The organism is Pseudomonas sp. ok272 (assembly GCF_900109995.1).
GTDB lineage: Bacteria > Pseudomonadota > Gammaproteobacteria > Pseudomonadales > Pseudomonadaceae > Aquipseudomonas.
This window is the reverse complement of record NZ_FOCB01000001.1, coordinates 112,086-124,569: the sequence shown is the minus strand read 5'-3', so window position 1 is coordinate 124,569 and position 12,484 is coordinate 112,086. Positions and strand designations below refer to the sequence as shown.

Genomic DNA, 12,484 nt, shown 5'->3' with positions numbered 1-12,484 from the left:
AGAGGGTTGGAGCGGTGAGCCAGGAGGTTTGGTGGTGTGGCGCAGGGCCTCTTCGCGAGCAGGCTCGCTCCCACGTACATCGAACCCATATGGGAGCGAGCCTGCTCGTGAAGGCGACAGATCAGACACCCAAGCAACAACAGACGATTGACTACGGCTTCCAGCGATCAGCCGCCGCATGATCACTGTCACGCCCCTCGACCCAGCGCGGGCCTTGCTGGGTCTGTTCTTTCTTCCAGAACGGCGCGCGGGTCTTGAGGTAGTCCATGACAAAGGCGCAGGCATCGAACGCTGCCTGGCGATGGGCGCTGGCGGCGCCGACAAACACAATGGGTTCGCCCGGCTCCAGGGCACCGATACGGTGCAACACCTCAAGCTTGAGCAACGGCCAGCGCTGTTCGGCTTCCAGGGCGATCTTGGCCAGGGCCTTTTCGGTCATGCCCGGGTAGTGCTCCAGGAACATCCCTGCCACCTCGAGGCCGTCGTTGAAGTCACGCACATAACCGACAAAGCTGACCACCGCGCCCACACCGACGTTGGCCGCGTGCATCGCGTTGACTTCTGCGCCGGGGTCGAACGCGGTGGACTGCACGCGAATCGCCATGGCTCAGCCTCCGGTCACGGTGGGGAAAAACGCCACTTCATCGCCGTCACTCAGCGGCTCATCCAGCGAACAAAGCTCTTCGTTGCGGGCGCACATCAGGTTCTGCTCCGCCAACACGTCGAAGCCTTTCCATTGGGCCAACCGGGCGCGTACATCGTCGAGCGTGGCGAAGTCGCCTTCAATCGCCAGCCCGTCCATACCCACCGCCTCGCGGTAACGGGCAAAGAACTTCACCGTGAGCTTCATTGGTCGGGCGCCTGGTAGTGCCCGCTCTTGCCACCGAGCTTCTCCAGCAGGCGCACGCTTTCGATGACCATGCCGCGGTCCACGGCCTTGCACATGTCGTAGATCGTCAGCGCCGCGACGCTGGCGGCGGTCAGGGCTTCCATTTCCACCCCGGTCTGCCCGGCCAGCTTGCAGCGCGCGGTAATGCGCACGGCATCCGTACCTTCAGCGCTGAGCTCGACCTTGACGCTGGTCAGCATCAGCGGATGACACAGGGGAATCAGATCGCTGGTTTTCTTCGCCGCCTGGATGCCGGCGATGCGCGCCACGGCAAACACGTCACCTTTGGGGTGACCACCGCTGACAATCATTTGCAGGGTGGTCGGCAGCATGCGCACCAGCGCTTGCGCCGTGGCTTCACGGGACGTCGTGGCTTTATCAGTGACGTCGACCATATTGGCACGGCCTTGGGAATCAAGATGAGTCAGCACAGCGTTACTCCTGTTCAGGAGCGGCGATTGTAAACCTGCGGGTCAGATTTGCGCACGGTTGAATAACGTCGGTGGGAGCGAGCCTGCTCGCGATGGCGTCAGCATGCTCAACATCGAGGGTGAATGTGTCGGCTTCTTCGCGAGCAGGCTCGCTCCCACGGGGTTCTCCCACGGGGGATAAAAAACCGGGCGACCTCGCGGCCGCCCGGTGTGGGTCAAGGGTTACAAGTGCGATTCGGCGTATTCGGCCAGGATCGAACGCGGCACCCCTTGCAGGGTGATGTGCACGCCGTTGGGGAAGTCCTTGAAGCGCTCGGTCAGGTAGGTCAGCCCGGAACTGGTCGCGGACAGGTAAGGGGTGTCGATCTGTGCCAGGTTACCCAGGCACACCACTTTGGAACCGGCGCCGGCACGGGTGATGATGGTTTTCATCTGGTGCGGGGTGAGGTTCTGGCACTCGTCGATCAGGATCAGGCTCTGCTGGAAGCTGCGACCCCGGATGTAGTTGAGGGATTTGAACTGCAACGGCACCTTGCTGAGGATGTAGTCGACGCTGCCGTGGGTGCTTTCATCATCACTGTGCAGGGCTTCGAGGTTGTCCGTGATCGCGCCGAGCCAGGGCTCCATTTTTTCCGCCTCGGTGCCGGGCAGGAAGCCGATCTCCTGGTCCAGGCCCTGCACGCTGCGGGTGGCGATGATGCGCCGGTAACGCTTGCTGACCATGGTCTGCTCGATGGCCGCCGCCAGCGCCAGGATGGTCTTGCCGGACCCGGCAGCACCCGACAGGTTGACCAGGTGGATGTCCGGATCGAGCAAGGCATACAGCGCCAGGCTCTGGTAGATGTCACGCGGTTTCAGGCCCCAGGCTTCCTGGTGCAACAGGGGTTCCTGGTGCAGGTCGAGAATCAGCAGCTTGTCGACCTGGATTTCCTTGATCCAGCCGACAAAGCCCTGTTCATCGATGATGAACTCGTTGATATGCACCGCCGGCAGGTTGTCGATCAGTTGCACCTGGTGCCAGGTGCGGCCGTGGTCCTGGCGGGTTTCGACCTTGCTCACCCGGTCCCAGAAGGAGCCGGTCATGGTGTGGTAGCCATTGGGCAGCAGCGACACATCGTCGACCAGTTGGTCGGTGCTGTAGTCCTCGGACGCAATGCCGCAGGCCCGGGCCTTGAGGCGCATGTTGATGTCTTTGGTGACCAGCACCACGCGCAGGTTCTTGTGCCGCGCACGCAGGTCGATCAACTGGTTGATGATGATGTTGTCGTTCAGGTGCTCGGGCAGGACGATGTTCGGCTCGGCACGCTTGCTCATCAGGATCGACAGCAAGCCCTTGGGCCCACTCTTGCCGCGCTGGATCGGCACACCCAGCTCGACATCGTCGGGAGTGGCTTCGCCCAGGGTCTTGTCGATCAGGCGAATTGCCTGGCGACATTCCGCCGCGACGCTGTGATGCCCACTCTTGAGCTTGTCCAGCTCTTCAAGGACCGTCATCGGGATGGCAACGTGGTGTTCTTCGAAATTCAGTAGCGCGTTTGGATCGTGAATCAATACGTTGGTATCGAGTACATAAAGGATTGGCAGGTTGGAAGAAGGGCTACGTCCGTGATCATCCATACTCGGTCACCTTTGTGGGAGCCAGTCGACGCAATACCCTGACAGTGCTGCGCCTCGAAGTGACCACCAAATTCACCTGCGAGGACTCAAGTGAACTGCACACACGCGGAGTCTTGGAAGACGCCACCTGTGTTGCAGGTTTCGGCGGTCTGACTTCGTAATACTCCAAAACCTGTGACAGGAAAAAGCACTTTGACGGTTTTTTTCAGTTTATTTTGCGGAGTGACGAATAGCCCTTGGCGCGCAGGCACCCTGCCGTTAAAGTCGGAAGTCCGCCTGCATCGAAACCCCCTCAAAAATCGCCCCAACCCCAGCATTTACGGGGGCCGACCGTTTCAGCGAAACGCGTCCTGACAATCCTCCCAGCCGATCCCACTTTGCGCCGTTTGCGTCAGCAACCAGGGCAATGCCGTTTTCACCGCGTCCTGCTTGGCGTTGAAGTTGATCACCCCATGGCGCCACAGCAGCATCAGCGTCAACACCCGCTGGGCACTCTGGGTCCCGGTCAGTTGGCGGTTGCTGTCCAACGGATCGATATCCCACAACGCCACCTGCAAGCCTTGCGCCTTGAAGAACCCACCGGCATCGGCTCGACGCTGCCCGTTGGGCGGGCGGAACAGCGGCACGAAATTCTCCGGCAGCTTGTTCTTCACCAGATCGACACTGCGCGTCACCGAGTACTGCCACGCCTGCCAATGACTGTGGGAGCGGAACTCCCAGCCCTGCACGCCGATGCACTGCCTGGAATACACCCCCTGCAAGTCGGCCACCGCGTGTTGCGACAGGCGATTCTGGATATCGCTGCCCAGCACAAAGAAGGTGCCGGAAAGGTTCGCCTTGCGCAGGTAGTCCGTCAGCCAGGCGGTGTTGTCCGGCGCGAGGTTGGCGCCGCTGTCGAAACTCAACACGAACAGCCGGTCGTTGAGTTGATCGCCATTGCGCTCGTAATCGCCGAACAGCTCGACTTCGCTGCTGGTCTGCGGCAGCAACGCGGCCTTGCGCAGTTGCTCATCCAGGTAGCGTTGATGGAATTGCCGGCTCGGCTCGACCCAACGGGTGTAGTACGACGCCTCGCCCAGCTCGAACTTACCCGCCTGCTCACGCAGGCTGGGCATGTCCTCCACCAGGAAACAGAACGAGGCGTCCTGGTCGCAGCTCTGCTGGGCAAAATTGTAGTTGGCCAACAGGCGTTGCCACATCCGCTCGCGCAAGGCGTTGATGGCGTCGAGATTGATCATGCGCAGCCCCAGGCGCTGCTTCAATGCGCTCTCGTCCAGCGACTCACTGGCCAGCAGTTCGCGGGCGAACGTGAGGATCTCCGCCCGCGAGGCGACATCGAACAGGGTCGGGCTGGTGAGCTTCTCCGGCCAGGTGCTGCGGTCCAGCGTGGCCGGCTCAGTGGGCGCGGCCATCGCACTGGCGCTGAGCAGCCAGGTAGCCATCAGTAAAGCAATACGCAAGGGGGTGCCTCCATAACAAAACCCGCGCGGCACTATAGCCGATATAACCCCAAGTCCTGCAGTCACTACAGCCCTGCGAGCCATCACCACCGATCACCTATGACGTCGATAGCTGGAGTCAAACCGCCCAACCCCCTAGAATCGCCGCACGATTAAAGGAGACGACTTCATGCTGATGGTGATTTCCCCCGCCAAGACCCTCGACTACGAAACACCGCCGGCGACCCAACGCTTCACCCAGCCCCAATACCTGGACCACTCCCAGGAACTGATCCAGCCACTGCGCGAGCTGACACCGGCGCAGATCAGCGCGTTGATGCACGTCTCCGACAAGATCGGCGGCCTCAACGCCGCACGCTTCGGCAGCTGGACCCCGGCGTTCACCGAAGCCAACGCCAAGCAGGCCCTGCTGGCGTTCAAGGGTGACGTGTACACCGGCATGGAGGCCCAGCGTTTCAGCGAAGCCGACTTCGACTACGCCCAGCAGCACCTGCGCATCCTCTCGGGCCTCTATGGCCTGCTGCGCCCGCTGGACCTGATGATGCCGTACCGCCTGGAAATGGGCACCAAGCTGGCCAACGCCCGCGGCAAGGACCTCTACGCGTTCTGGGGCACGCACATCAGCGAGTGGCTCAATCAAGCCTTGGCCGAACAAGGTGATGACGTGCTGCTGAACCTGGCGTCCAACGAGTACTTCTCGGCGGTCAAGCGCAGCGCCCTGAACGCGCGGATCATCAACACCGAGTTCAAGGACCTGAAGAACGGCCAGTACAAGATCATCAGCTTCTACGCCAAGAAAGCCCGGGGCATGATGAGCCGCTTCGTGATCCAGGAACGCATCAACGACCCGGCAGCGCTCAAGCAGTTCGATGCACAGGGTTATCGCTACAGCGCCGAACAGTCCAAGCCGGACAACTTGGTGTTCTTGCGTGATCATGCGCCCGAGTAAGGCGCCAGGCCGCCCGAGCATGGTCAACCCCGACTACGCTTAGGTAGGATGGCGGTCTCTTGCTCCCGAGGTTTGCGTCATGTTCATCGGCGTCCTGCTGGTCATTACCTGGTTGGTCCTGTTGCTGCGCTACCCGGCCAAGGCGTTGCCCGTGTCATTGGCCGCAGCGATGGGCCTGGGGTTGGTGGCCGCCTGGGTGGTGTGGCTGGACAACCGCGAGGCCAGCCAACTGGCGCGCCTGGAGCTGCGCATCACCTACGCACCGGACCACTGCCCCGCGGACCGTCCGCTGCAACTGAAGTTGAACAACGGCAACGACGTGCCGCTGACCGAACTGCGCTGGCGAGTGGCGGCCTACGCACCGGGCGACACCATCAACCTGGCCGACAATCAATACGCCGCACCGCGCTATCGCGGCCCTGGTGAGCTGCAGGCCGGGGCCAACTGGCAAGACTGCCTGCCCATGCCACCGCTGCGTCCCGGCTATCGCCCGCAAACCCTGGAGTTTCGCGCCGAGCATTTGCAAGGTAGCTTCTCCGACTGATTGCCCCTTCTTCCTTCCATTGCACAAGGATTGCGCCATGCCCGTCGCATTGATCACCGGTTGCTCCAGCGGCATTGGCCGCGCCCTGGCCGACACCTTCAAACACGCCGGCTACGAGGTCTGGACCACCGCGCGCAAACCCGAAGACGTGGCGGCCCTGAGCAGCGCCGGGTTCACCGCCGTGCAACTGGACGTCAACGACGCGCCCGCCCTTGAGCACCTGGCCGAACGCCTCGGCCAGCAACCTGGCGGCCTGGACGTGCTGATCAACAACGCTGGCTATGGCGCCATGGGCCCGCTGCTCGATGGCGGCGTGCAGGCCCTGCAGCGCCAGTTCGAAACCAACGTGTTCGCCGTGGTCGGCGTGACCCGCGCACTGTTCCCGCTGCTGCGCCGCAACAAGGGTCTGGTGGTGAACATCGGCAGCGTGTCCGGCGTGCTGGTCACCCCGTTCGCCGGGGCCTATTGCGCCTCCAAGGCGGCAGTGCATGCCTTGAGCGATGCACTGCGCATGGAACTGGCGCCCTTTGGCATCCGGGTACTGGAAGTCCAGCCCGGCGCCATCGCCTCAAGCTTCGCCAAGAACGCCGGCACCCAAGCCGAACAACTGATCAGCGAACAATCGCCCTGGTGGCCGTTGCGCGAAGGCATCCGCGCCCGGGCCAAGGCCTCCCAGGACCACCCGACCCCAGCCACCGACTTCGCCGCCGACGTACTCAAGGCCGTGCAACAGCGCACACCCCCACGAATGATTCGCCTGGGCAATGGCAGCCGCGCCTTGCCGCTACTGGCCGCGCTGCTGCCCAAGGGCCTGCTGGAATCGGTATTGATGAAGCGGTTTGGCTTGCGCGGGCAACTCTGAGACCGCGTGATCGTTCTTCGCGAGCAGGCTCGCTCCCACAGAGGGCCTGGGCGCACCCAGAACAGCCCAGGAACGATCAACCCCTAGCGATGATTGCTCACCGGATAGTGCTTGATGCGACAGGCATAGTTGTTCCCATCGCCCTTGCAAATGCCGTCCAGGTATTGATAGCGGATCTTCATCGGCTGGCCTTTCTTGGGCCAGTGGCGGCGCACCAATGGGGATTGGTAGTCAGCCGTTTCGGGGACAAAGGTGATGAGTTCCCCGACCGCTGGACACTCTGCCGTGGCTTGCTTTTGACTCACCTTGAGGACCTCGGCCTGGAGCTGCGGATAGGGTTGCTTGAGCACTTGCGCGATGCGCAGGTCCAGAAAGCACTGCTGCCAGGTGTCGGCCAGAGCCTGTCCACCCACGGCCACCAGCATCAATAACGCGGCCGAACACCTTGCATACCTTGCCATCACTTGCCTTCCCTGCTCATCAGCCCCAATGGCCGGCCACGGATCATTGCCAATCCGCCGCCCTGGCGTCTATAGGCCATTGCTCAACGTCCGCCTTCGCGAGCAGGCTCGCGCCCACACGGGATCTTCATGACGACACAGATACTCTGTGGGAGCGAGCCTGCTCGCGAAGGGAACACCGCACTCCAACCGTTATTGCCCACCCTCTTGCTTCACCACCACCGTGCACGTAATCCCCGCCGCCAGCAGCACACCCTCGGGCACTTCATCGATGTGAATCCGTACCGGCACGCGCTGGGCCAGGCGTACCCAGTTGAAGGTCGGGTTCACATCAGCGATCAGTTCGCGGCTCTCGGGGTTGTCACGGTCGTAGATGCCGCGTGCGATGCTTTCCACGTGGCCCTTGAGCACTTCGCCGCTCATCAACTGCATGTCCGCCTTGTCGCCGACACGCACGTGGGGCAGCTTGGTTTCTTCGAAGAAGCCGTAGACCCAGAACGAGTTCATGTCGACCACCGCCATCTTCGGCTCGCCGATGCGCGCGTAGTCGCCGCGATGCACGTTGAGGTTGGTGACGTAGCCGTCCACCGCCGCCAGCACCCGGGTGCGCTTGAGGTTCAGTTCGGCCGCTTCCAGTTGCGCCTGGGCGTGCTGGTAATCGGCCAGGGCCGAGTCGGCGATGTTGCTCGCGTCGTCGCGGTTTTCCCGGGAGATCACCAGGTTGTCCAGGTCTGCCCGGCGATGGGCGTTGACCTTGCGCATATCCCAGGTGGCCTTGCGTGAGGCCACCAGCGATTGCGCCTGCTTGACGGCAATCCGGTAGTGCTCGGGGTCGATCTGCATCAGCAGGTCGCCTTTTTTCACCCACTGGTTATCGCGCACTGGCACGTCGACCACCTCTCCCGTGACGTCGGCCGCCACGTTGATGATGTCGGCCCGCACCCGACCATCGCGGGTCCAGGGCGTGTTCATGTAGTGCTCCCACAAGGTGCGGCCGATCCAGATCGCAAGGGCCAGCACCAGCAAGGTGGCGAGCAGACTGAAGAGCTTTTTCATCGAGGCGGTCTCAGTGATAGACAGTCAGCGCCAGGGCGCCGAACAAGCAAGTGAACAGGCTCAAGCGCAACAACGCCGGGTGCCAGAAGAAGCGATACAGGTCGAACCCGGACAGGAACCGATCCAGGGCCCAGGCCACGGCGGCGGCGATGAAGAACATCAGGGTCATGGTCGGCATGTACACGCCGTGGAAGGCGATTTCACGGGGCATGGTCAAGTCCTTGCGGGGCGGCCAGTTCGGCCAGCGGCGATTGCGGGTCGAGCAATGACGTACGGATGAAATGCAGGTAGCTCTTCACCCGGCGCAGGGCCGAGGTATCGAAGTGCGGGGCGAAGGGTTCGTCGGTGGCCTGGACCCGGCTGATCGCGTGGTCGACGGCAATCAGGCTGCGCTCCAGGTTGCTCTGGCTCGGCTGCAGGAACAGGCGCACCAGCGCGCGGCCCATCACGCGGATCGCCTGGCGCCACGGCTGCGACTCGGCATACGCCGGGTGCACCGGCAGGATCGCTTGTTCCTTGCGCAGCTCGATGATCGCGTGGCCGACTTCCAGCACCACGAACATCCAGCGCAGCAGGCGGCTTTGCACCTGGGGTTGCCCGGCCGCCAGGCCATAGGCCTGGTGCACCAGGTCGCGGGTGCTGCTCTCGAAACTCGACGCCAGGCCCTTGAGCTTGCCGCTGATCGCATACACCACCTGCCCCCGCAGGTCCTGCTCCAGGCGCCGCCACAACCAGCGGCTGTTGGGTGGCAGGATGATTGCCCCGGCCGCCGCACACACCAACATGCCGAGGACCATCGCGATGTAGTCGTTGATGAAGGTGTAGGGGTTGTAGACCGTCAGGTTGTCCGGCACCGAGCCGGTGCTGAAGAAGATCAGCAAGCCCAGGCCAATCCCGGCGTACTGTGGCCGTGAGATGAGGAACGAGCCGAGCACGATCACCGGCGCCAGCATCACGCACAGCAACGGGAAACCATCGATCCACGGGAAGATGAAAAACATCTCGACGAAGCCGATCAACGCGCCGAGGAAAGTCCCGCACGCCATCTGGAACGCCATGCGCTTGGGATTGGGCGTGGCCGCCGACAGGCCGACCGTGGCCGCTGCGATCAAGGTCATGGTGGCGCCGCTTGGCCAGGCGGTGGCGACCCAATAGCTGCCCAGCACAATCAGGATGAACGCGGCGCGAATCCCCGAGGCGGCCGAGGCCAGCCCGTTGGTTTTCGGGGTGTAGGGCTCGTCCCACTGCTCGCGTTCGTGACGGTGATCGGCCAGGGACGCGTGGGTCAGGGCATAGCTGTGCAGTTCGTCGACAAACCGGTAGAGCAACTCGTAGGCAGTATGAAAGTCCAGTTGCTCGGCGTCGCTCGGCGCGCTCTCCTGGAAACTCGCCCGCAGGCTGCGGACCTGCGCCGGCAAGCCTTCTTTATAAGCCGCCAGTTGGGTCGCCAGACGCGCGGCGTCGGCATGGGTCAGCGCCCGTGCGGAGAACCCGTCGAGCAACTCGGCCAACGCCTGCAAGCCCGGCTTGATCGCCGCCACCACGTGATCGGCACCGCTGCCGCGCAAGCGTTCCAGCAATTGGTGCAGGGCATTGAAGCGCGTGGTGATGCCCATGAATTCGCTGTTCAAGCGACTCAGCCGACCGTTGCGTCGGCGCATGTGCGGGTCTTCGAACACGGTGACGCTGCGCAGCCCTTCCAGGCCCACGGCTTCGGCGATAAAGCCGACGTTGCGCCGCTCGAAGGCATCGCGCTGGCTGCGTCCGCGCAAGCCGTCGGTGACGAACAGGGCGAACCCCCCAAAACGCTGATACAACGCGTTGCGCATCGCCGCGCTGGCGGTCTGCGGCAGGATCGCGGCGCTGACCAGGGTCGCACAGAGAATCCCCAGGGAGATTTCCAGCACCCTCCACACCGCCGCCATGAACGCGCCGTCCGGGTGCGCCAGCGCCGGCAAACCGACCATCGCGGCGGTGTAACCGGCCAGCACGAAACCGTAGGCGCGGAAGTTGCGATAGCGCGCCGCGCCCGCCGAGCAGATGCCCACCCAGATCGCCAGCGCACCGAGGAACAGCTCGGTGTTCTGCGCGAACAAGGCAATCAGCGCCACCATCACCGCCGAGCCGGCCAGGGTGCCGAGGAAGCGATAGAAGCTCTTGGCGAACACCTGGCCGCTCTGCGGTTGCATGACGATGAACACGGTGATCATCGCGGTGCGCGGCTGCGGCAGTTCCAGGCGCATGGCCAGCCAGAGGGTCAGGAACGCGGCGATCAACACCTTGAAGATGTAGACCCAGGTCACGCCGTCGCTGCGCGCCCAATCGAAAAATCCACGGCGCCACTCAAGGGCGTACAGCCAGCGCAGCGGTGCAGGCAAGGGCGTCATGAAATCCTGCTCAGTGGTCGATGCGGGACCTGTGGGCGCGAGCCTGCTCGCGAAGACCGTGTGTCAGCCGACATGGATGCTGACGGATACTCCCTTTTCGCGAGCCGGCTCGCTCCCACAGGTTGTGTGTTCAATTCGAGAGGCTCTGAAGAAGGGCCGGGGTTTTCGGGGCCTGGACCTGGCGGTCGGCCGGCACGTCATTGCCGGCGCCGAGTCCCCCCCCCAGGGCGGTGACCAGTTCGGCATGGGCACTCAGGCGGGCGGCCTGGACCTGCTGCTGGACCTGTTGCTGTTTGAACAGCAGCGTCTGCGCGTTGAGCACGTTGAGGTAGTCGGTGAGGCCCCGTTGGTAGGCGACCATGGCGATGTCGTAGGTCTTCTGTGCAGCGGCCACCGACTCGGCGGCGAAGGCTTGCTGCTGGTCCATGGACGCGCGGCGGATCAACTGGTCCGAAACGCTTTTGAGCGCATTGACCAGGGTCTGGTTGTACGTGGCCACGGCCAGGTCGTAACCGGCCGAGGCTTGCCCCAGCTCCGCGCGCAGTCGTCCACCGTCAAAGATCGGCAGGGTGATCGCCGGGCCGACGCTGTAATTGAGCTTCTGGCCGGTCAAGAACCCCAGCATCCCGCCGCCGGTGGCCATGTAGCCGAGGCTGCCCACCAGGTCGACATTGGGGTAGAAACCGGCGTGCGCCACATCGATGCCTCGGGCCTGGGCCGCGACCTGCCAGCGCCTGGCGACCACGTCCGGGCGCTGGCCAAGCAACTGCGCCGGCAGGCTCGAGGGCAGTTTCAGCGACGCGGCCAAGGACAGCGTTGGACGCTGCAACCGCGCGCCCTCCCCCGGGCCCTTGCCGACCAGGGCGGCGAGTTGGTTGCGGCTCAGGGCGATGGCTTCGTCCAGGGCATCCAGTTGCCGATGGGTTTCGGGCAGCGGGGTTTGCGCCTGACTGACCTCAAAGTGAGTGCCAATGCCGCCGTCCAGGCGCTTTTGTGCCAGGTCGAGGATCTGTTGTTGCTGGGCCAGGGTCGCCGTCACGATGTCGCGCTGGGCGTAGTGCAGCGACAGCTGGATGTAGGCGCGCACCACGTTGCTTTGTAGCTCCAGCTGGGCCATGCGCGCTTCGGCGGCGCTCATGTGGGCCATGTCCACGGCCCTTTCGCTGGCGTTGCTTTCCCGGCCCCAAAGGTCGAGGGCGTAGCTCAGGCCCAGCGTCGCGTTGTTGTCCCACGTGGTGGCGTTGGCCAACTCGCCCGGCCCGTAGAACTGATCCGTGGGCCAGTTGTGGCGCTTGAGGGTGGCATCGCCATTGATCTGCAAGGACTCGGCGGACTCGACCACCCCGGCCATGGCCCGGGCCTGGCGCACCCGCGCCGCGGCCATGGCCATGCTTGGGCTACCCTGAACGGCGAGCTGGACCCAGGCGTTCAATTGGCGATCGCCATAGGCCTGCCACCATTGCGCGACGGGCCAGCCGGCGTCTCGGTCGGCGCTCTGGATCGCGGAGTCGGTGGTCAATGAATTGGCATCGAGTGCCTTGTCTTGTGGGGCAATCCCCCCGGTTGCGACGCAGCCGCTGATTGCTAACGATAAAGCCCAAACACTGAGAGTCTTCAACTCTGCGCTGATGCGACGCGGCACTGCTGCAAATTCCTGAGGAGGGGGATATGGCTCGGTAGGAGCGAGGCTTGCCCGCGAAGACGTCGGCACCGTCAACATGAATGCTGACTTCGCGGGCAAGCCTCGCTCCTACAAGTAGGCGGCGGGACAATTCTAGGGGTGGGGTTGAACGGCGATAAGCCGGGGATCGTGTGAATCTTTATTACC

General features: G+C 63.4%; 12 protein-coding genes and 1 pseudogene. 3 read left to right on the top strand and 10 right to left on the bottom strand.

Features of this window, described 5'->3' with window-relative positions:
* Positions 1-151 precede the first annotated feature (151 nt).
* The 5 genes from moaE to BMW74_RS00580 form a co-directional block, all read right to left on the bottom strand.
* A complete protein-coding gene (moaE, locus tag BMW74_RS00600) occupies positions 152-604 on the bottom strand; it encodes a molybdopterin synthase catalytic subunit MoaE (RefSeq protein WP_093412077.1) in 453 nt (150 codons plus the stop codon).
* A 3-nt stretch (positions 605-607) separates the two neighbouring features.
* The gene (locus BMW74_RS00595) at positions 608-850 is read right to left on the bottom strand and encodes a MoaD/ThiS family protein (RefSeq protein ID WP_093412074.1); all 243 of its coding nucleotides are present in this window, start codon (positions 848-850) and stop codon (positions 608-610) included.
* Entirely contained in the window at positions 847-1,320 is a 474-nt protein-coding gene (moaC, locus tag BMW74_RS00590; RefSeq protein WP_093412071.1) for a cyclic pyranopterin monophosphate synthase MoaC, read from the bottom strand. The genes BMW74_RS00595 and moaC overlap by 4 nt, the downstream gene beginning before the upstream one ends.
* 222 nt (positions 1,321-1,542) lie before the next feature.
* Positions 1,543-2,937, bottom strand: coding sequence for a PhoH family protein (locus tag BMW74_RS00585; RefSeq protein ID WP_093412069.1), 1,395 nt, complete (start codon positions 2,935-2,937; stop codon positions 1,543-1,545).
* Between the two features lie 335 nt (positions 2,938-3,272).
* Entirely contained in the window at positions 3,273-4,397 is a 1,125-nt protein-coding gene (locus BMW74_RS00580) for a polysaccharide deacetylase family protein (protein ID WP_093412067.1), read from the bottom strand.
* A 169-nt stretch (positions 4,398-4,566) separates the two neighbouring features.
* On the opposite strand from BMW74_RS00580, the gene yaaA reads away from it, so the two are divergent.
* The 3 genes from yaaA to BMW74_RS00565 all read left to right on the top strand — a co-directional run bounded on the left by yaaA (position 4,567) and on the right by BMW74_RS00565 (position 6,752).
* Positions 4,567-5,346, top strand: coding sequence for a peroxide stress protein YaaA (gene yaaA / locus BMW74_RS00575; RefSeq protein WP_093412065.1), 780 nt, complete (start codon positions 4,567-4,569; stop codon positions 5,344-5,346).
* Positions 5,347-5,425: 79 nt separating this feature from the next.
* Positions 5,426-5,890, top strand: coding sequence for a multidrug transporter (locus BMW74_RS00570; RefSeq protein WP_093412063.1), 465 nt, complete (start codon positions 5,426-5,428; stop codon positions 5,888-5,890).
* 37 nt (positions 5,891-5,927) lie between these two features.
* Positions 5,928-6,752: an SDR family oxidoreductase gene (locus BMW74_RS00565; RefSeq protein WP_093412061.1), complete on the top strand. Its 825-nt coding sequence runs from the start codon at positions 5,928-5,930 to the stop codon at positions 6,750-6,752.
* 83 nt (positions 6,753-6,835) lie between these two features.
* On the opposite strand, the gene BMW74_RS00560 is transcribed toward BMW74_RS00565, so the two are convergent.
* The 5 genes and pseudogenes from BMW74_RS00560 to BMW74_RS00540 form a co-directional block, all read right to left on the bottom strand.
* Positions 6,836-7,213, bottom strand: a complete 378-nt coding sequence (locus BMW74_RS00560) for a hypothetical protein (protein WP_371911704.1) — start codon at positions 7,211-7,213, stop codon at positions 6,836-6,838.
* 158 nt (positions 7,214-7,371) lie between these two features.
* A pseudogene (locus BMW74_RS00555) lies at positions 7,372-8,269 on the bottom strand (efflux RND transporter periplasmic adaptor subunit); the annotation flags it as partial.
* Positions 8,270-8,279: 10 nt separating this feature from the next.
* Positions 8,280-8,480: a DUF1656 domain-containing protein gene (locus BMW74_RS00550; RefSeq protein ID WP_093412054.1), complete on the bottom strand. Its 201-nt coding sequence runs from the start codon at positions 8,478-8,480 to the stop codon at positions 8,280-8,282.
* The gene (locus BMW74_RS00545; RefSeq protein ID WP_093412051.1) at positions 8,470-10,656 is read right to left on the bottom strand and encodes an FUSC family protein; all 2,187 of its coding nucleotides are present in this window, start codon (positions 10,654-10,656) and stop codon (positions 8,470-8,472) included. The genes BMW74_RS00550 and BMW74_RS00545 overlap by 11 nt, the downstream gene beginning before the upstream one ends.
* A 130-nt stretch (positions 10,657-10,786) precedes the next feature.
* Complete coding sequence (locus tag BMW74_RS00540) at positions 10,787-12,298, bottom strand: efflux transporter outer membrane subunit (RefSeq protein WP_093412049.1); 1,512 nt, start codon at positions 12,296-12,298, stop codon at positions 10,787-10,789.
* Positions 12,299-12,484: the final 186 nt, after the last annotated feature.